The following is an 18,682-nucleotide window of genomic DNA, read 5'->3' as shown; positions in this document are numbered from 1 at the left end:
AAAATAAAAGGAATGTTCTTTACATTCCCTTAAGGCTCATGTCAAGCATCCTCTTTGTTTCAGCGGCCAGTTCAGGTGGCAGTCCTGTTATGTCCATGCTCAGGAATCCACGGACTATCATTGAGGCTGCTTCATCCTCTGTAAGCCCCCTTGATGTGAGGTACATGACCTCCTCCTCAGCTATCTTTCCAACGGCCGCCTCATGGGACATTTCAAGTTCAGTGGCACTTCCCTCAAGCTCGGGGACAGCGTAGATCATTGAATCATCTGAGAGTACAAGTCCATGGCATTCAAGGTGACCCTTTACCTCAGGGACCCTTCCTGCCAGGTGACCCCTTGAGTAGATCTGTGAGGCGTCTTTGGAGACCGCACGTGAAACTATCTCAGCACTTGAACCCCTGCCCTCAAGGATGACCCTTGAACCCACATCCAGGACAGAATCCTTCTGACCACCAAGGATTGACTGGAACACGACCCTTGAATTTTCACCTGTACAGTAGGCTGTTGGATAGGACTGTATGCTCTTAACGGGGCTTGTCAGTATATAGTTATTTATGTAGGTGGCGTCGTCACCCACCATGATACCCGTCCTCGGCCGGACCTCAACCTGTTCGGCCCAGTTATGGACCATGGTGAAGGTTATCTTGGCACCCTTCTTAAGGTAGAACTCGGATACACCCACATGGAGGGCTGAACTCACATCCTCGCCGGTGGCGCATCCTGTGATTATATGGAGTTCAGAGTTCTCCTCGGCTATTATGATGTTGTGGGCTGTCTGCATGACATTCTCATCACCTATGAACATGCAGGCCTGGAGAGGGAAGACCTCCCTTGAACCGGGCATGGACCTTATGAAGTAGCCCCCCATTTCACCTTCAGCTTCCCTGAGGGCCGTTGTTGCGGTGTACTTGTCGGTATCGACAGCGACGGCCTTCCACATGTAGTCCTTCAACCAGCTGTACCTGTCGAGGGCGACGTTCATCCCCATTATCTCTATGGATTCAGAGGCGCAGGTTGTGCAGATACCTGACTGGTCCACCTGTATGAACGTACCTGCCCTTTCCCTCTCCTCAGGGTCAACACCCACCTTCAGTAGGGTCTCCTGGACCTTCTTCGGAACCTCCCTGGCCCTCGGGACCTCTTCATGTTCACCTGCCTCCTCCTTTATGAACCTTTCAAGGTCAATGTCCTCACCATAAAGGGCCTTCTTGTCCCTGGCCTTTTCAGCCTTCTTCAATGTATCCCGCAGCATTCAACACACCCCTTGAATCCATCCTTCCTTATATCTTCAATGATCTCATCAGGGTTACCTGAACATGCAATTCTACCATCCATGAGCACATGGGCGGTGTCTGCATTCACGAAGTTCAGTATGTATCCTAGGTGGGTTATGAGGAGCCCTGATTTCCTCCTTAAACCCGGCTTCTTGTCCTTATCAAGAAGCACATTTATCTCCTCTGCAAGGAGCTCAACGTTTTCTATATCCACCCCTGAGTCTGGCTCATCAAACATTATGAAGTCAGGTTTCTGGGCGAGTAACTGGAGTATCTCGGACCTTTTAACTTCACCACCTGAGAATCCAAGGTTAACATCCCTTTCAAGGAAGCTCTTATCAAATTTCATCTTCCTTGCAAGTTCAATGAGCTCCGGTGTTAACTCGTCCTCGGTTGTAAGGCCACTTTCAACCTTGAGGAGGTCCATGAGTTTCACGCCCCTGATGACAGGGGGGTTCTGGAAGCTGACACCGATACCCATCCTTACCCGTTCGGTTGTGCTGAGCTCGGTTATGTCCTCACCCTTGAAGATTATCTGGCCACCCGTAACCCTGTACTTCGGGAAGCCGAGGATCGTCATGAAGAGCGTGCTCTTACCCGAACCATTGGGGCCAAGGAGTACATGGGTTTCCCCTTCATCAATATAGAGGTCTATGTCCTTGAGGACCTGCCTTCCGCTAACCTCAACTGCAAGGTCGGTTATTTCAAGAAGCAGTTAAACCACCACCATTTTTCTTTATATGATTAATATTCTCTGCATGAAATAAATATGTTCTTATCGGTCCTTAAAGTCGACGATGAATGATTCAAGTAGCTGAAGGGCCCTCTGAATCCCTGATTTTTGCCTTTCAAGGATCCTTTCAGTGTCAGGGTATCTCAGGTCTGCATGGACCTCCGAGTTTATAACATCCCACCGGTCCCTGCTTGCAATCGCAATACCACCCCTCCCGATACCCGCGGTTGTACCTATACCTATATCCGAATCTGCAAGTTCCCTCACGGCCCTTGCCATCATGAGGGCCACCTCCTCATCCTCCTCCTCACCGTAGACCTTTATGTCGTTTATCGTCGCCCTTGGCATGGGGGGTTCAAATCCAAGTATGTTCCTCACACCCGACAGGGTTGGTATGAAGAGCCCTGCCACCAGGACGAGTTCCGCGCTGATCTTCCAGTTATAATTCAGCGGGTAGCCCATTGAGAAGGCATGTATCTCCCGCGCCACCTTACCATGGGTAAAGCACTCTGCAGTGGCAACCCTTATCATTCCATTCTCCTCCTCAGGAGTTTAAGCACCTCTGATGTCATCACCTCGGAGACCCTGTCAAGGACGTAGGGTGTGACGGGCTCCCAGTCCCTTATTAGTTTACCGGTCCCCACAAGCAGGTGGTCCCTGATCCCTGCGGCCTGGAGATACTCAACAACAGGGTTTTCAGGGGGGGCCTCGTCCAGCCATTCCACCTTCACATCATCCCTGTCTATACCGAAGACTCCCATGGTGCTTATGGTTGCAGCTCCTGATCTATGGGCGTGTTTTATTATATCCGCAGTCACAGGGAGGGTGTCGCCTCCTGCAATCTGTATGCAGACAACATCGCCACTGATGAGGTCAAGGTTCTCTCCTGTGATGTACTCGGGAAAACCCTTCACCTCCCTTGAGAAACCCTTACCTGCAAGTCCCTCGATGAACCGGGCCTTGTAGTCACCCACCCTTGCACCGAGGAACCTGAATATGAGGTCATCTGCAGATATCCTCTGGCCGTCAATAACGTTTATCCTTGATGGTCCCCCCCTGTGGATCTGCATGAGGTTCAGGGCGGTCCTGAAGCCCAGCCTCCCTGCACCGACAAGGGTGACCTCTCCGTGGGGTGATTTTCTCTTCTCAAGTTCAGCGATGTCCAAGTTATCAGCCTCTCAAATTTTTATCCTGTGAAGAGCCCTGAATGGACCGTGACACCATCATGGGTTCAATCCGGTGCCATGTACTCCTGCCAGGGCGTCCCGGTGTCAAGGATATCGGCGGTGATGCCAAAGTCCTCTATGATGTCACGGAGCCTCAGAAGGCCGGGCATCTCGGTTGAGTAGTGTCCGGCGTCAACAAGGGTTATCTGGAGGTTCCTTGCAAGGACAGCGCACCTGTGGGTCAGGTCCCCTGATATGAAGGCCGAAACCCCCTCATTGAACGCCCTTATTATGAGGTCCTCCTGTGATAGTCCGAATCCCGATACAACAGCGACCCTGTCAATGTTCTCTGCAGGATTAACTATCCTGATTGATGAGGGGTTCAGTCCGGAGACCCTCTCAAGGAGTTCATCCAGGTAGATGTCCCCACTGCATATACGGCCGATACCGGTTGCAGGGTCAAGTAATGATTCAGGGTAGAGGTTGAGGGCCTCTGCAAGGGCATCGCATGCCCCGCCATCTGCCACGTCCCAGTTGGAGTGTATGACGTAGTAGGGTACGGGTGGTCTCAGAAGGGGAGGGTGGTGGAGTACCAGGAGGTCGTATCCATCCACAACCGCACCCTCAATGTAGTCCATCATGATCAGTGCAGATTCAACACTGATGTCCGGGCCATGATACCCTACAGGGTCCCCTTCAAGGGCAAGGGACTCAGGGGCTATTCCATTCATGATTTCAACGAACTCTTCTATTCTAATTTTTTCACCCTTCAGCATGTTATTCATTTAAATAAGTCTGCAGGGATCACCCTGGATTTTATCATGGAAAGGTTTCTCTCAAGGACCGTGTCACAGTCAACGTCACGGAGGGAGGACACCATAAGGGCCGTAGATTCTAGGCGACTGAGGAAACCTGCAGGGTCCTTCTTCCTGAAGAGTAGCCTTTCAAAGAACTCAAGGGTGGCGGTGCTGTAGAGGACACCATCAAGTTCCATGATGTCAGCCATTGACCGTCTGAGGACCTCAACGGTGAGGGTCATGGTGCCCGAGGTCTTTGTCCTAAGCCCCCAGGTACGGAGGGATCCCCTGTAGTCTGATTCAATCATATCAAGCCTTTCTTCTGTTTCATTTAACCTCATTATGGTTCCGTCACTGCCATCAGAGGTGGGGTCCTCAACGAGGAATGCTCCTGAATCAAGGCCTGAGAGTTCATCCTCCCCCACACCACCCAGGCCCGTTGTGTCTACGATGAGGTCCCAGGTCCCGCTCACATCATGGATGCTATCATGGAATTCCACACCCTCACCAAGGAGGAATTTCAGCTGGGGATTTATATCAACCACCGTGACCTCACAGTCAAGGCTCTCTGCAATGAATGCTCCTGTGAAGTATGAACCGATTATAAGGGCCCTTTCTGGTCTGAGTTTGATATCATCAAGCCACCCTGTGACTGCAGAGGCCTTGGTTTTACCTATATGTCTGATTATGTCATGGACCGTGTATTCCGAGAAGAAAGTCCTGACGGTCTCTGTTATTCCTGTCTCATAGGATCCCATTTCAATCATTCCAGTTTCATCATTTTTCCATGGTGAAACCTAGCCTTTCAAGGGCAAGTCTCATCTCGGATCTCACAGCTTCAGCCACGGGTTTCCCATGCAGTACATGTGGTGGGGAGGTGGCTGCTGATAGCAACCTGCCCCTGGAGTCCATTATTACAAGGAGTGAACCTGAACCCGGCACACCCAGCCTCCCCCTGGCTATCACAAGGTCAGCACCAGATATATCCAGGGCGAGGAGGGCCTTTGTAACAGCGGGCATCCTTGTAAGGTCAACCCAGCTGGTGTTGAACTGGAGGTGCTCCGCCTCTGGGAGGCCGAATTCGGCCAGGACTTCATTTATGACCCTTATTTTTTCCTGGTTCCAGTTGGGCACCGCTATCCGCCCGGCGCTCCTGATGTAATCCCTTATGGCCCTAACTTCTTCCTCCCGGTCACCGCGCCTCCTGTTTTCTGCAGATTCAAGGTAGGCTTCCCTGATAAGGTCCTCCAGCATTCAATCACCTGCTTTGTCTCATGTAAGAGTCCAGTTACTGTATTTATGCACATTTATGGAAATTAGGCAGTAACTGTCTGATGTTAGATTATTGCAATGACGATATAAAAAATTAGTTAGAGGATTGCAACACCCTCTGCCTCAGGTGCAAAATTTAACTGTGGTTTGAGACCCATCTCCTGGATGACCATGAGGACATCGTTGAGGTTGCCGTACCTTGGTGAACCCACACCCTTGACGTCATGGGGGTATCCGTCGGGTATGACGGTTGCAAGGTTATCTGCACCTGCCATGAGTGAGAACCTGGCATTTTCAGGGCCGATGGTTGGTGTCGGAACGGTTATCCTGATATCTGGGTAGAGGATCCGTGTAATGGCTATGGTCTTCATCTGTTCGTCAAGTGGACATGGGGGGTGGTTCTCCATGGGGGTGCCGCTGTAGGGGTTGAAACCCATTATGGGTATCTCACCAAGGCTTTCAAATTCATCCAGAAATCTGAGGTGTCTTATTCGATCAGCATAACTTTCACCAAGCCCGATGAGAAGACCGCTTGAAAGTTCTATTCCACTGTCACATACAGACTCGCATACCCTTATACGATCTTCAAGCCTTTCACCCGGCTTTATAAGATTAAAAAGATCATTATTGATGGTTTCAAGGTTGCAGCAGACAGTGTCAGTTCCGTAGTCTGCAAGTTTTCTTGTTGAGCTTAAGGTGAGGTCGGCTCCAACATTTATGAGGAGCTCGAGTGAGGTGTTCTCCTTGACTATCTCAGCAGCCTTAACCGCGTGTTCCCCATTAAAGCCGTGGGCTCCTGAGCAGCTGACCCGTGGAATCCCTGATTCCTCTATTATCCGTACCGCTTCAAGTATCTCATCATCGGTTTTGAAGAAGGGGGTGTAGTATCCATTTTTTGATGTGCCGGCGGCGAATCCACAGTACCTGCACCTTGGGGTGACCTGGCAGATGTTTGTTATGTGCACCGTTGATGTTAATTTAACACGATCCCTGTGGTCGCGCATGATATTGAATGCTGTGTCCATCAGGTCTGCAAATTCCTCTGGCCTGTTTATCCTGAACAGTTCAAGTAATTCCTCATCACTAAGGGGGTTCCCGGACTCTGCCCTTTTAAGTATCCTGTTTATCAATTTAACACCGGTTTAAGCTGCTTTATCAGGATTGATAAGAAGTTTTTGTTTAACTCATTTATGCTATAAAAAATAAATAAATTTTTTCCGGGATGAGCCCGGTTATTTTTTCCTCTTCTCGAGGACTTCAAATACTGTTGGCAGTATTTCTGCTGATGCTCCGAAGTTCATGGAGTCGGCGGTACCCAGAAGTGCACCGGGGTCAAGGCTTTCTTCCATTTTGTCTATTCCAACCTTATCCATGAGGGCTGTTAACTGTTCGAGTGACTCCTTGGCCATCATCTGTGCGAAACCTGCAGGTGCACCGAGGACCTGTGTAACTGAGTCCCTGTAGGTGAGTATACCGGCGTATGTTATGGCTGTGAGTGCAGAGCACATGTCACAGACAGGTCCCAGGAGTTCGGCTGGCAGTTTGTATGCGTTGCCCCTTGCCTTCTGTCCGAGTTCGAAGAGGGTGTTTATGGCTTCCTCTGAGGCGTAGCCCTCTGCAATGTAAACCTGCCCCTTCATTTCAGGTACAGCACCAGGGTGGTAGGATGTTACGTTGAGTGTTTCAGGTCTGGTTACGAGGTCACCGTGTTTTTCTTCAAATATCTTGTAGAACTTGGTGGTTGGGATTGTACATGCGTGGGTGACTATTGCACCTGGTTTTATGTCGTCTATGAATTTGTTGATTATGCCTGGCTGCATGTCACCCTTAGGGAACCAGGTCATTATGAAGTCAGCATCTGCAACAGCTTCCCTGTCATCGGTTGTTATTTCGAATCCAAGGTCTTCAGGGTGTGTGAAGTGGATTGCGCCTTCAGGTGGTTTTGGAAGTTCCTTTGCAACTTCGTTGACCTTTTCCCTTATCTGGGGCATTATCTTTTCAGGGTCCTCCTTGTGGGCCTCTATAACGTCCTCGTAGGCGAAGTCGTCTATCACTGTGAACTGGTTGTCAAAGACAGGGTCGGCGACAACGACTTCATCCACACCTGCAAGTTCCTTGAGCTCTGCACCCATTGTTATTGTGGAATGGGTCATGGCTATTTCTGGTTTTCCAACCATTTCAGCGACTTCGCAGGCCCTGGAGAAGTTTGTTATTCCACTGGCCGCGTGGGTCCTGTAACATCCTGCACCTAGTATTGCAAGTTTCATATTTATCACTCCATTCAGTAATACTACCTATTTTATTAGTAGTACAAATTAATCTGTTAGCGATATAAATATACTTTTTGATCTTTCTTAAACCAAAAAGCTTATAAATAGATTCTATGGTTCCTTTCAGATCCTTGAAAATCATCAAAACGGGAATCACGGTAAACCTGTTGAGAACCACTATGTTATAATAATATATTAAAAATTATTAAAATATTAATATTAATTTTACTGGTTACATGCCTCCAGATTTCATCTTAAAACATCTGAAGACCATCCCTCATGCTGGGAGGGGCATAAATATCATAGTACAGCCATCGGACCCCACCCGATCATTAATATTAAAAAATAAAAGTTTATTACTAAATTCTCTTTTTTCTTCTGATATTAACCATCTGCATTTCAGGACATTCAAGGAACCTATCAAGGATTATGAAGCATTTAAAAGTCCTGATATTTCTAATATCGCATCTAATGTATCATTTTATCTTGTAATCTCTTCCAAACCCTTTTTGATTTTAGAAACATTTATATAAGTAATACTTATTAGCAGATAATTATGATAACCGTGATAGAACCAGAGGTTGTGGTGAAACCATGGAAATACAGATTCAGAAGATTGGACTTTTTCGCCCTGAGAAAAATCCAAAATCATGCACCCTGAGCCTTGACCTTGACTGGAAAATAGATTACACCTACTTCAGGAAGGATTCGGTCGGCTACGTGTTCTACGTGACCTCAAAAAATGACCTGTCCCTGGACTTCAAGGTTGAAGGCAGGGTCCTGCTGGAGGACTCTGATGAGCTTCCATGCAACCTTTCAAATCTCATACTGGACTCCGGCCTTGAGATGATGGTTGGAATTTTCAACATAACCCGTGAAAGGCCCGTGGAAGTCCAGAATGAACTTGTCAGCATCGATGAATTCAAAAATCAGCTGAAAAACCTGGAGGTTTAGAGAGATGATGGTGAAACATACAGTATGCCCATCCTGCAGTGCCGGCTGCGGGGTGAACCTTATAGAAATTGAAGGATCCCCGGTGGGTACCTACCCCTACAAGAGGCACCCTGTTAATGAGGGGAAGACCTGCAGACCCGGCAGGGAATGCCATGAGATACCCGTAAAGGAGAGGATAACATCCCCCGCCATAAAAAAATCAGGAGCACTCACGGGTGCCGGCTGGGAAGATGCACTGTCACTGCTTGCAGATAAGCTGAGTTCCACATCCCCTGAACAGATATCTGTTCTTGCAACAGGGACCCTTACAGATGAAGAGGCAGCAAAGCTCGGTGAACTCACAGAAAAACTTGGAATAAATGCAGGTGTATTAACGGGTTTCCCTGAATTCAGCTACCCTGAAGTCAAAATCGAGAAAATTAAAGATTATAAAAGTATAGCTGTCATCGGCGATCCACTGACCTGCGCGCCCCTAATTGGAAGGAGGATATTCCATGCAGCCGAGAGGGGTGCAGAGGTAAGATCCTATGACACACGGGACTCAACCAGGATGAGCCTCAACTTCAATTCACACATCCGCTTCAGTGGAGCGGAGGAACTTGTCGGCGCCCTTGAGGAACTCCCTGAAGGATCACTCCTCATCATAACACCCGAGATACCAGGGGTCATAGGAAGCGTCGTTGAACTTGCAGACCGGAAGGGACTTGATGTCATCCCCATCCTTGAGGACTTCAACACAAGGGGGGTCATGAAACACCTCAAACCATTGAGTGAACCGCCCGCAGAAGCCGAAATTGTATGGTTAATCGATCCGGGAGCAGAGGCTGACCATGAAATCAGATCAGACTTTCTTGTTCTACAGTCCATAAGGAGGGGAGAATACAGTCCCGATGTCTTCATCCCCACAGCCGCCTGGTGTGAAAAATCAGGCTCATACACAAATGCCCTTGGATACACCCAGAGACTTGAACCAGCACTCCCCAGACCAGCGGGAGTCCTTACAGATGGAGAAATATTTGAAAGAATTTCAGATTACCTGGAGAGGTGACTGGAATGAAATACCTGCTTGCAAGATCAACCGATGAGGAAATCAGGAAGAGGGGAGAATGTGGCGGTGCCGTCACAGGCATATTCAAGTACATGCTGGATAAGGACATAGTAGACGGTGTTCTGACCCTTGAAAGGGGAGATGACATCTACGACGGTATCCCGGCACTCATTGAGAGCTCTGAGGACATAGTATCAACCTGCGGCTCACTGCACTGTGCGCCCACAATGTTCGGTGACCTGATCTCAAAACATCTCAGGGAAATGAGGCTTGGAGTGGCTGTCAAACCATGCGATGCCATGGCCATAAGGGAACTTGAGAAGAGGCACCAGATAGACCCTGAAAGGGTATACAAGATAGGACTCAACTGTGGAGGAACCATCAGGCCGGTTTCAGCTCGGGAGATGATAGAGCTGTTCTATGAGGTGGACCCCGACGAGGTTGTGAAGGAGGAGATCGATAAGGGGAAATTCATAGTTGAACTTGCAGATGGAACCCGCAGGGAGATATCAATAGACTACCTTGAGGAGGAGGGTTTCGGCAGACGTGAAAACTGCCAGAGATGCGAGATGATGGTCCCGAGGAACGCCGACATCGCCTGCGGTAACTGGGGAGCCGAGGAAGGATGGACCTTCATAGAGGTGAACACGGAGAGGGGTGAAAAACTCCTTGAGGGAGCAAGAAGCGGGGGCTACATTGAGACAAAAACTCTCCCCAAGAAGATGATAGATATCAGGGATAAAATCGAGAAGGCCATGATAAGGATGGCGGGAGAATTCCAGGACAAATACCTTGAAGAGGAGTACCCATCCATTGAGGAATGGGATGAATACTGGAGGCGCTGCATAAACTGCTTCGCATGCAGGGACGCATGCCCGGTCTGCTTCTGCAATGAATGTGAACTTGAAAGGGACTACCTCATGGAGGCAGAGGACCGCACACCGGACCCCCTCACATTCCAGGGGGTCAGAATGTCCCACATGGGATTCAGCTGCATTAACTGCGGCCAGTGCGAGGACGTCTGCCCCATGGACATCCCAGTTGCAAGGATCTACCATAGGATCCAGAGGAAGTACCGCGATAGAACCGGGTTCACAGCAGGTATCAGCCAGCAACTGCCACCAATGTTCAGCGGGGAAAAGGACTGAGGTGATAAAATGAGCTTCGAACCAAAAATGGTTGGATTCTGCTGTAACTGGTGTTCCTACGGCGGGGCCGACACCGCCGGAACAGCGAGGATGCAGTACCCCCCCAACGTCCGGATAATACGGGTGATGTGCTCTGGTCGTGTAAACGCCTCAATGATACTCAAGGCATTCAGGGAAGGCGCGGACGGTGTATTCGTTGGGGGATGCCATATAGGTGACTGTCACTACGATTCAGGAAACTACAAGTGGAAGAGAAGAGCCCAGTTCATTGAGGACATACTCCCAGAATTTGGAATTGAAAAGGAAAGGTTCAGATGGGACTGGATATCAGCATCAGAGGGTGAAAAATTCCAGAAGACAATGCAGGAATTCCATGACCAGGTGAAGGCCCTAGGGCCACTCAGGAGGAAGGAGAAATACCGGGCCGGAAAGTGAGTTAATACCACTCCCACCTTTTTCACCCCATTTTTATTAACTTAAAATTTTTGTCAAAGCTTAAATCAGGCACTCCCCTAATAGTGAATCACAGTGAAGTTAAGGTGAAAGTTATGCATGACATCATCAGGGAAGCCATAAATGACCCGGAAGCTGCATGGGAAATCATTAAGATGGACAGGAACGTCACAGAGGTGGTGGATGCTGTTTCTGACCTATCAAGAGAGGATAAAATCAAACTCGGAGCAACCTTCAAGAGATTTCCACTGGGATGTGACCTCACGGAGCTCATTGTAGGGACATGCGCATCCGACCTTGAGAGGATGGACCTCCTTGGAAACTGCATGGTAGCAGATGCCATCGGAGCAACCATACACGTGTGTGCATATGCATTTGCAGACATCGCCGAGAACTACGGTATGCGGCCGGTAGAACTCATGAGGGATGTCCGTGAGATAACCGAGGTCCCCCTCGACCTTGACCACTTTGGACGATACGGTCCCATGAGGTTCCCTCCTTCAATAACAGGCTGCGGGGGCCAGTGCTACCTCGAGGGACCGCCCTTTGAGGGCTGCCCGAGGGAACGCATACACTCGAGGCTCATTGACAGGGAGAAGGAGGGCCTCCCGGACAGAGAAGAATGGGTTGAACTCGCATCCTCGGTGGCGGTTAACCTTACACCGGTCCAGGGTGCCGATACACATGCAGCACCACTTAGCGAGGCAGAGGAGGTCCTTGAAATCGCAAGAAAGCACGGTAAGGGTGTTGAGGCCATAATGTTCGTTGGCGACGGGTATGATGACCTGATCTCAGGCTTTGAGGCAGGACTTGAGATGGGGGTGGATGTATTTGTCATAGAGGGAGGCCCCTTCAACCTTGCAGGTAACCGTCTGGACGCCTTTGCAGGGGCGGTTGCGGCTGCAAGGATACTGACACCTGGAAAGATAGTTGCAACCAACGGTGCCTATGAGGATGAATGCCGCATAGGACTCAGGGCGGGTCTCAATGCAATAATCACAGGGTTCCCCAGGAATCATCATGGATACATGTGCGGTTACAGTCCAGGGACAGCCAGGAGGGGTAGATTCGGGCTTCCAAGGGTCATGAAGATAATGAGGGATGAGGTCCCGGCTGGCCTCACACCGGTACCTGTACAGAAGCCCCAGCTCGAGGCCCTTGCAGCGGCGGTTAAGGCCAGCGGCACAGAGAACGTTTACCCTGAAAGGATAGGTTACACCTATGTGGGCGACGCCCACTGGGCCTGCCTCCCATCAACACCCATCTATGAGAGGGTCCGGGTAAAAAGGGATGTGAATGGCCTTGTTGAAATGGCTGAAGCCGGTGAAATATCTGGAACGGTCGCAGTATTCGGTGCAAGATTTGTTTCATGGGTCATTGCAAAGAAACTGGACGGCCTGGTGGATGAATTCATCCTCGTGGACAGGGACCCGTGGGTCGAGTCTGTAACCGTGGATAACCTCAGCTCTGAACTCAAATCAGGGGTTCACGGTGGAGGATCCGATGATAGGAGGGCCTATGAACTGGCAGACTCTTCGGTGATATCAACAACCATTCCACAGACATCTGCAGGAATTTCCGAAAAATTCACCGACGCCATAACCCTCCTATGATCACTCCAGTGAAGGCCGATGGATAAAAGGAGGGGTATTAAAAATAATAAAAATTTTAACCACATATATAAAACTTTCTAAATTGTTTCATAAGTAACCTTTATACTCACCCCTCCTAAACCATATACCAAGTACAGTTATAGTACAACCCAAAAAGCAAGGAGGAAACTCTATGGCTGAAGATGACATAAAAATTGTGATGTTCTGTTGTAACTGGTGTTCCTACGGTGGGGCCGACACCGCTGGAACAGCGAGGATGCAGTACCCTACAAACATTAGGGTTATCCGTGTGATGTGCTCAGGAAGGATAGAGCCACAGTTCGTTCTCAAGGCATTCAGGGAAGGCGCCGACGGTGTTCTGGTAACAGGATGCCACCATGGTGACTGCCACTACGATGCAGGAAACTACAAACTGGACAGGAGAATGAGGCTCATCTACAAACTGGCAGATGAACTTGGAATCGGCAGGGAAAGGATCCACCACGACTGGATATCCGCATCAGAGGGTGAAAAGTTCGCTGAAACCGTTAAGATGATGGTTGACAGAATAAGGGCCCTTGGTCCATCCCCACTCAAAAAACAGTTAGCTGAAGCATAAGGAGGATGTTAAATGGCCGAAAAAGTAAAAATAGGAACAATGTGGCTTGGAGGATGCGCCGGATGCCACCTATCCATCGCAGACTTCCACGAAGCACTTATTGATGTGATGGAACTTGCTGACTTTGAATTCAGCCCTGTTTTAATGGACACAAAATATGATGAAATCCCTGAACTTGACGTTGTGATCATAGAGGGTGGAATCGTAAACGATGAAAACAGGGAATTCGCCGAAGAACTGAGAGAAAAGGCAAAATTTGTCATAAGTTACGGTACATGTGCAGTTTATGGAGGAATACCTGGCCTCAGGAACCTCTGGGATAAGGATGAGGTCATCGAAGAGGCATACATAAACTCCATAACCACACCAAACGAGGAAGGCGTGATACCATCCGAAGAGGTACCGCACCTTGAAGGAAGGGTCAAACCCCTCGGTGAAGTAATAGACGTTGACTTTGAGGTGCCAGGATGCCCACCGAGGTCAGATGTGGTTGCAGAAGTTGTACTGGCCCTGCTAAAGGGCGAAGAAGTTGAACTGCCACAGACAAACCTCTGTGAAGTCTGCCCAAGGGAAAAACCACCGGAAGGCCTTGCAATGGACTTCATAAAGAGGCAGTTCGAGGTCGGTAAACCAGAAGACGACCTGTGCCTCATACCCCAGGGCCTCATCTGCATGGGTCCAGCAACAGTATCCATATGCGGAGCAGAGTGCCCCAGCATAGCCATACCATGCCGTGGCTGCTACGGTCCAACAGCACGTGTGGAGGACCAGGGCGCCAAGATGATAAGTGCTATAGCCTCTGACTACAAGGTCGAAGAGGACAAAACCGTCGACCCTGAGGAAGTGGCTGAACAGCTGGATGATATTGTTGGAACATTCTACACCTTCACACTTCCAGCCGCACTCGTACCAATGAAAATAAAGAAGGAGGGTAAATAGATGGTTAAACTCACAATGGAACCTGTAACCCGTATCGAGGGTCACGCCAAGATTACTGTACACCTTGATGATGCAGGTAATGTTGAAGACACCAGACTCCACGTCATGGAATTCCGTGGATTCGAAAAGTTCCTCCAGGGAAGACCAATTGAGGAAGCACCAAGGATAGTTCCTAGGATCTGTGGTATCTGTGACGTTCAGCATCACCTTGCAGCTGCCAAGGCAGTTGACGCATGCTTTGGATTCGAACCGGATGATATCCTGCCTGCCGCCTACAAGATGAGGGAGATAATGAACTGGGGTTCATACATGCACTCCCACGGCCTGCACTTCTACTTCCTCGCAGCCCCTGACTTCATAGCAGGCAAGGACAGGAAGACCAGGAACGTTTTCCAGATCATAAAGGACGCACCTGAAGTTGCACTTCAGGCCATAGAGCTACGTAAAAACGCCCTTGAACTCGTCAGGGCAATAGGTGGCCGACCTATACACCCAACATCCTCCACCCCTGGAGGTATTTCAACAGAACTCGATGATGAAACACAGAAGGACCTTCTCAAGAAGGCCCAGAGGAACGTTGAACTTGCAGAGGCCACCCTTGAACTTGCAGTACCCATATTCGAGGAGAACATTGACCTTGTGAACTCCCTCGGGAACATTGAAACATACCACACAGGCCTTGTTAAGGACGGTGTATGGGACGTCTACGACGGTGTCGTGAGGATCAAGGACAAGGAAGGAAACATGTTCAGGGAGTTCAAGCCAGCAGACTATGCCGACACAATCGCAGAGCATGTTAAACCGTACTCATGGCTCAAATTCCCGTACATCAAGGACCTTGGCTACCCTGATGGTGTATACCGTGTATCACCACTCTCAAGGCTCAACGTTGCAGACAAGATGCCTGATGCCGCTCCAAAGGCACAGGAGTACTTCAAGGAATTCAGGGAAAACTTCGGATACGCACAGCAGACACTCCTCTACCACTGGGCAAGGCTCATAGAGATCCTTGCATGTGCTGAATGCGCTGCAGACGCCCTTGAAGGCGACCTTTCAGGTGAAAAATTCCCTGACTCCCTTGAGAGACAGGCAGGAGATGGTGTGGGTATAGTTGAGGCACCAAGGGGAACACTCACACACCACTACACCTGTGATGAAAATGGACTCATCACCAGGGCAAACATCGTGGTTGCATCAATCCAGAACAACCCTGCCATGGAGATGGGTATCCAGAAGGTTGCCCAGGACTACATCAAGCCAGGTGTTGAAGTGGATGATAAGATATTCAACCTCATGGAGATGGTTATAAGGGCATACGACCCATGTCTCTCCTGTGCAACACACACCATTGACAGTCAGATGAGACTTGCCACCTTGGAAGTTTACGACAGTGAAGGCGACCTTGTTAAAAGGATCTGATTTCACCAGAAGGTGGTAAAATGATAGTTGTCAATAAAGAGGACTGCATAAGGTGCGGGGCCTGTCAGGGTACCTGCCCAACTGCAGCCATTGAGGTAACACCTGAAGATGTCATCTACTGTGACATCTGTGGCGGGGAACCCAAATGTGTTGCAACCTGTCCAACAGGGGCCCTCAAACTCGAGGACCTTGTGGTTGATGAAGCAGGGAATACACAGGGCAGGATAGTCTTCAACCCTGATAAGTGTAACGAGTGCGGGGACTGCGTGGAGGTCTGCCCTCCCCAGACCCTGAAACTTGAAGAGGGCAAGGTTAAAAAGATACCGCTCCAGGGCTTCTGCGTCATGTGCCAGAAGTGTGTTGACATATGCCCGGTTGGAGTCATAGGCGTTGAGGGCATAAAGGAACCTGCAAAGATTGAACTGGACATTGAGGGCCCGGTATTCATTGCGGACTGTGTAGGGTGTGGAATGTGCGTACCAGAGTGTCCTGTTGACGCCATAACCCTTGAGGAGGTTGGCGGTGTCATTGAGATAGATGAGGACACCTGTATAAAGTGTGGTGTATGTGCACAGACCTGCCCGTGGAACGCTGTCTTCATATCAGGCAGGAAACCAGAGAAGAGGTCCAAGGAGATCAAGAAATTTGAACTTGATGAAGAGGCATGTATCGGGTGTAACACCTGTGTTGAGGCATGCCCCGGGGACTTCATAACAGCAAAGGCATCAAACCTTACGGTGGAACTGCCAACCATCTGTACAGCATGCGGTCTCTGTGAACAGCTCTGTCCGGTGGATGCCATCGACCTTGAAGTGGAACTCGGACCCGCCAAACCGGCCAGTGAAGAGGGCCTTGTCTGGGATGAAGAGAAGTGTGACTTCATCGGTGCATGTGCAAACATCTGTCCAAACGATGCCATAAGGGTCGTGACAAAGGAGGGCATGAAGCTGCCTGATAATGTGAAGGTGGATGAGGAGCCATCCTTTGCAATGTGTACCCGCTGCGGTGCATGTACCATGGCATGTCCTAAGGGTGCACTGAGCCTTGTGGACATGGACAAGGTGGTTGATGGAGAGGTTGTTAAAAGGAAGAGGGTGCAGTACAACCCTGCGCTCTGTGACGAGTGCGGTGACTGTATAGAGGCATGCCCCTACGACATGCTGAAACTCACAGAGGAGAAGGTACCCCTCAAGGGATTCTGCATACTCTGTGATCAGTGCATACCTGCCTGTCCAAAAAATGCACTTTCACTGAAATAACCCCTCCTCTTTTTTTCTGTTTTCATCCATGAGACCCCTTCTGCAGGAATGCTGTTATTACATGGATGATTATTTTTATGAAAAACGATTTTTAATATTTAAAATTTTTCTTTTTTTCCTTTTGAAAACATTTATATTATCCTTTTTTCTTATTCAATAGAGTCATAGATGTCAGAAAACTGAAGCATAAGCGGTTATATGCCCGTTAATACTGGTTAATAACTGCAAATCTGGTATGGTCTGTTCTAATATGGGCTGTGCTCTGGAGGTTGGAGGATGAACTTCGGTATAACATGAAGGTTTCTTTCAGGCACTGAAACCATGTTCCATGATACCATCAGTTTTATTAATAAAATAATAAATTTTATTAATAAATAAATAAAACAAGAGGTGTGAATACCATGCCAATGTATGAAGACAGAGTAGATCTCTACGGGGCAGACGGTAAGCTCCTGGAGGAAGACGTTCCTCTTGAAGCCGTGAGCCCCCTTAAAAACCCGACAATCGCAAACCTTGTAAGCGATGTGAAAAGGTCAGTTGCAGTGAACCTTGCTGGAATAGAAGGAAGCCTCAGGAAGGCAGCCCTGGGTGGAAAATCCAACTTCATCCCAGGAAGGGAAGTCGACCTGCCCATAGTCGAAAACGCAGAAGCAATAGCCGAAAAGATTAAAAAACTCGTCCAGACATCAGAGGACGACGACACAAACATCCGCCTCATAAACAACGGCCAGCAGATACTTGTCCAGGTTCCAACCACAAGGATGGGTGTCGCCGCAGACTACACAGTCTCAGCACTGGTAACAGGCGCAGCTGTTGTACAGGCAATAATAGACGAATTCGACGTTGACATGTTCGATGCAAACGCAGTCAAAACAGCCGTCATGGGCAGATACCCCCAGACAGTTGACTTCACAGGCGCAAACCTCTCAACACTCCTCGGACCACCAGTACTCCTCGAGGGTCTTGGATACGGTCTAAGGAACATAATGGCAAACCACGTCGTTGCAATAACAAGGAAAAACACCCTCAACGCATCAGCACTATCATCCATACTCGAACAGACAGCAATGTTCGAGACAGGTGACGCTGTGGGAGCATTTGAAAGGATGCACCTCCTCGGCCTCGCATACCAGGGACTCAACGCCAACAACCTCCTGTTCGACCTCGTTAAAGAGAACGGTAAAGGAACTGTTGGTACAGTTATAGCATCCCTCGTGGAAAGGGCTATAGAGGACAGGGTCATTAAAGTGGCCAAGGAAATGACATCAGGCTACAAGATGTACGAACCAGCTGACTGGGCACTATGGAACGCATACGCAGCAACAGGACTTCTTGCAGCAACAATAGTCAATGTGGGTGCTGCAAGGGCAGCCCAGGGAGTTGCATCAACAGTACTCTACTACAACGACATACTTGAATATGAAACAGGACTCCCAGGCGTGGACTTCGGAAGGGCCATGGGTACAGCGGTAGGTTTCTCATTCTTCAGCCACTCCATCTACGGTGGTGGAGGTCCAGGTATCTTCCACGGAAACCACGTGGTTACAAGGCACAGTAAGGGCTTCGCACTCCCATGCGTGGCTGCAGCAATGTGCCTCGATGCAGGTACTCAGATGTTCTCCGTGGAAAAAACATCAGGACTCATAGGATCCGTTTACAGTGAAATAGACTACTTCAGGGAACCTATAGTCAACGTTGCAAAGGGCGCTGCAGAGATAAAGGACCAGTTATAGGTTACC

The 18,682-nt window shown here is 49.2% G+C and carries 19 protein-coding genes; 10 read left to right on the top strand and 9 right to left on the bottom strand.

Annotation, left to right across the window (positions count from 1 at the left end; translation table 11 throughout):
• Positions 1 to 19: 19 nt before the first annotated feature.
• From FZP57_RS07445 to hmd, 9 genes are all read right to left on the bottom strand, one after another.
• Positions 20 to 1,252, bottom strand: coding sequence for a SufD family Fe-S cluster assembly protein (locus FZP57_RS07445; RefSeq protein ID WP_074359419.1), 1,233 nt, complete (start codon positions 1,250 to 1,252; stop codon positions 20 to 22).
• Positions 1,234 to 1,989 (bottom strand): Fe-S cluster assembly ATPase SufC, encoded by a 756-nt coding sequence (gene sufC / locus FZP57_RS07440; protein ID WP_074359418.1) that lies wholly within the window; start codon positions 1,987 to 1,989, stop codon positions 1,234 to 1,236. Before sufC ends, FZP57_RS07445 begins: the two co-directional genes overlap by 19 nt.
• 60 nt (positions 1,990 to 2,049) lie before the next feature.
• The gene (locus FZP57_RS07435) at positions 2,050 to 2,538 is read right to left on the bottom strand and encodes a UPF0254 family protein (RefSeq protein ID WP_074359417.1); all 489 of its coding nucleotides are present in this window, start codon (positions 2,536 to 2,538) and stop codon (positions 2,050 to 2,052) included.
• Positions 2,535 to 3,173 carry a hypothetical protein gene (locus FZP57_RS07430; RefSeq protein ID WP_074359416.1) on the bottom strand — a complete coding sequence of 213 codons (639 nt, stop codon included), beginning with the start codon at positions 3,171 to 3,173 and terminating at the stop codon, positions 2,535 to 2,537. Before FZP57_RS07430 ends, FZP57_RS07435 begins: the two co-directional genes overlap by 4 nt.
• Positions 3,174 to 3,238: 65 nt before the next feature.
• Positions 3,239 to 3,958, bottom strand: coding sequence for a Nif3-like dinuclear metal center hexameric protein (locus FZP57_RS07425; protein ID WP_238337893.1), 720 nt, complete (start codon positions 3,956 to 3,958; stop codon positions 3,239 to 3,241).
• Positions 3,955 to 4,737, bottom strand: a complete 783-nt coding sequence (locus tag FZP57_RS07420; protein WP_238337892.1) for a DUF1188 domain-containing protein — start codon at positions 4,735 to 4,737, stop codon at positions 3,955 to 3,957. Before FZP57_RS07420 ends, FZP57_RS07425 begins: the two co-directional genes overlap by 4 nt.
• A gap of 10 nt (positions 4,738 to 4,747) precedes the next feature.
• Positions 4,748 to 5,224: a DUF3236 domain-containing protein gene (locus tag FZP57_RS07415; RefSeq protein WP_074359415.1), complete on the bottom strand. Its 477-nt coding sequence runs from the start codon at positions 5,222 to 5,224 to the stop codon at positions 4,748 to 4,750.
• Positions 5,225 to 5,340: 116 nt separating this feature from the next.
• On the bottom strand, positions 5,341 to 6,372 hold the full coding sequence (gene hmdB / locus FZP57_RS07410) for a 5,10-methenyltetrahydromethanopterin hydrogenase cofactor biosynthesis protein HmdB (RefSeq protein WP_074359414.1): 1,032 nt from the start codon (positions 6,370 to 6,372) through the stop codon (positions 5,341 to 5,343).
• A gap of 102 nt (positions 6,373 to 6,474) precedes the next feature.
• Positions 6,475 to 7,509, bottom strand: coding sequence for a 5,10-methenyltetrahydromethanopterin hydrogenase (hmd, locus tag FZP57_RS07405; protein ID WP_074359413.1), 1,035 nt, complete (start codon positions 7,507 to 7,509; stop codon positions 6,475 to 6,477).
• A gap of 597 nt (positions 7,510 to 8,106) precedes the next feature.
• Here hmd and FZP57_RS07400 point away from each other — a divergent pair.
• The 10 genes from FZP57_RS07400 to mcrB all read left to right on the top strand — a co-directional run bounded on the left by FZP57_RS07400 (position 8,107) and on the right by mcrB (position 18,676).
• Complete coding sequence (locus tag FZP57_RS07400) at positions 8,107 to 8,466, top strand: hypothetical protein (protein ID WP_074359412.1); 360 nt, start codon at positions 8,107 to 8,109, stop codon at positions 8,464 to 8,466.
• A gap of 4 nt (positions 8,467 to 8,470) precedes the next feature.
• The gene (locus FZP57_RS07395) at positions 8,471 to 9,514 is read left to right on the top strand and encodes a molybdopterin-dependent oxidoreductase (RefSeq protein ID WP_074359411.1); all 1,044 of its coding nucleotides are present in this window, start codon (positions 8,471 to 8,473) and stop codon (positions 9,512 to 9,514) included.
• 5 nt (positions 9,515 to 9,519) lie between these two features.
• Positions 9,520 to 10,662, top strand: coding sequence for a Coenzyme F420 hydrogenase/dehydrogenase, beta subunit C-terminal domain (locus tag FZP57_RS07390; protein ID WP_074359410.1), 1,143 nt, complete (start codon positions 9,520 to 9,522; stop codon positions 10,660 to 10,662).
• A gap of 9 nt (positions 10,663 to 10,671) precedes the next feature.
• Entirely contained in the window at positions 10,672 to 11,097 is a 426-nt protein-coding gene (locus tag FZP57_RS07385) for a hydrogenase iron-sulfur subunit (RefSeq protein ID WP_074359409.1), read from the top strand.
• A gap of 113 nt (positions 11,098 to 11,210) precedes the next feature.
• The gene (gene hmdC / locus FZP57_RS07380) at positions 11,211 to 12,728 is read left to right on the top strand and encodes a 5,10-methenyltetrahydromethanopterin hydrogenase cofactor biosynthesis protein HmdC (protein WP_191216158.1); all 1,518 of its coding nucleotides are present in this window, start codon (positions 11,211 to 11,213) and stop codon (positions 12,726 to 12,728) included.
• Positions 12,729 to 12,900: 172 nt separating this feature from the next.
• Positions 12,901 to 13,326, top strand: coding sequence for a hydrogenase iron-sulfur subunit (locus tag FZP57_RS07375; protein WP_074359407.1), 426 nt, complete (start codon positions 12,901 to 12,903; stop codon positions 13,324 to 13,326).
• Between the two features lie 12 nt (positions 13,327 to 13,338).
• Positions 13,339 to 14,265, top strand: coding sequence for a F420-non-reducing hydrogenase subunit MvhG (gene mvhG / locus FZP57_RS07370; protein WP_074359406.1), 927 nt, complete (start codon positions 13,339 to 13,341; stop codon positions 14,263 to 14,265).
• Positions 14,266 to 15,684, top strand: a complete 1,419-nt coding sequence (gene mvhA / locus FZP57_RS07365; RefSeq protein WP_074359405.1) for a F420-non-reducing hydrogenase subunit MvhA — start codon at positions 14,266 to 14,268, stop codon at positions 15,682 to 15,684. It abuts the gene before it with no gap.
• 20 nt (positions 15,685 to 15,704) lie between these two features.
• Positions 15,705 to 16,943 carry a polyferredoxin protein MvhB gene (gene mvhB, locus FZP57_RS07360; protein ID WP_191216157.1) on the top strand — a complete coding sequence of 413 codons (1,239 nt, stop codon included), beginning with the start codon at positions 15,705 to 15,707 and terminating at the stop codon, positions 16,941 to 16,943.
• 401 nt (positions 16,944 to 17,344) lie between these two features.
• A complete protein-coding gene (gene mcrB, locus FZP57_RS07355) occupies positions 17,345 to 18,676 on the top strand; it encodes a coenzyme-B sulfoethylthiotransferase subunit beta (RefSeq protein ID WP_074359404.1) in 1,332 nt (443 codons plus the stop codon).
• Positions 18,677 to 18,682: the final 6 nt, after the last annotated feature.

Source organism: Methanothermobacter sp. THM-1 (assembly GCF_009914355.1).
Lineage (GTDB): Archaea > Methanobacteriota > Methanobacteria > Methanobacteriales > Methanothermobacteraceae > Methanothermobacter > Methanothermobacter wolfei.
The sequence above is the reverse complement of the archived record's forward strand: the minus strand, read 5'-3'. Positions and strand labels throughout refer to the sequence as shown.

What these genes read in the sequence shown, in the direction of transcription:
- FZP57_RS07375 (WP_074359407.1), top strand. Translation starts at nt 12,901, where the DNA reads ATGGCTGAAGATGACATAAAAATTGTGATGTTCTGTTGTAACTGGTGT.
- FZP57_RS07420 (WP_238337892.1), bottom strand. Translation starts at nt 4,737, where the DNA reads ATGATTGAAATGGGATCCTATGAGACAGGAATAACAGAGACCGTCAGG.
- mvhG (WP_074359406.1), top strand. Translation starts at nt 13,339, where the DNA reads ATGGCCGAAAAAGTAAAAATAGGAACAATGTGGCTTGGAGGATGCGCC.
- mvhB (WP_191216157.1), top strand. Translation starts at nt 15,705, where the DNA reads ATGATAGTTGTCAATAAAGAGGACTGCATAAGGTGCGGGGCCTGTCAG.
- mcrB (WP_074359404.1), top strand. Translation starts at nt 17,345, where the DNA reads ATGCCAATGTATGAAGACAGAGTAGATCTCTACGGGGCAGACGGTAAG.
- FZP57_RS07415 (WP_074359415.1), bottom strand. Translation starts at nt 5,224, where the DNA reads ATGCTGGAGGACCTTATCAGGGAAGCCTACCTTGAATCTGCAGAAAAC.
- FZP57_RS07445 (WP_074359419.1), bottom strand. Translation starts at nt 1,252, where the DNA reads ATGCTGCGGGATACATTGAAGAAGGCTGAAAAGGCCAGGGACAAGAAG.
- hmd (WP_074359413.1), bottom strand. Translation starts at nt 7,509, where the DNA reads ATGAAACTTGCAATACTAGGTGCAGGATGTTACAGGACCCACGCGGCC.
- FZP57_RS07435 (WP_074359417.1), bottom strand. Translation starts at nt 2,538, where the DNA reads ATGATAAGGGTTGCCACTGCAGAGTGCTTTACCCATGGTAAGGTGGCG.
- FZP57_RS07390 (WP_074359410.1), top strand. Translation starts at nt 9,520, where the DNA reads ATGAAATACCTGCTTGCAAGATCAACCGATGAGGAAATCAGGAAGAGG.
- FZP57_RS07385 (WP_074359409.1), top strand. Translation starts at nt 10,672, where the DNA reads ATGAGCTTCGAACCAAAAATGGTTGGATTCTGCTGTAACTGGTGTTCC.
- FZP57_RS07395 (WP_074359411.1), top strand. Translation starts at nt 8,471, where the DNA reads ATGATGGTGAAACATACAGTATGCCCATCCTGCAGTGCCGGCTGCGGG.
- hmdC (WP_191216158.1), top strand. Translation starts at nt 11,211, where the DNA reads ATGCATGACATCATCAGGGAAGCCATAAATGACCCGGAAGCTGCATGG.
- mvhA (WP_074359405.1), top strand. Translation starts at nt 14,266, where the DNA reads ATGGTTAAACTCACAATGGAACCTGTAACCCGTATCGAGGGTCACGCC.
- FZP57_RS07425 (WP_238337893.1), bottom strand. Translation starts at nt 3,958, where the DNA reads ATGAATAACATGCTGAAGGGTGAAAAAATTAGAATAGAAGAGTTCGTT.
- FZP57_RS07400 (WP_074359412.1), top strand. Translation starts at nt 8,107, where the DNA reads ATGGAAATACAGATTCAGAAGATTGGACTTTTTCGCCCTGAGAAAAAT.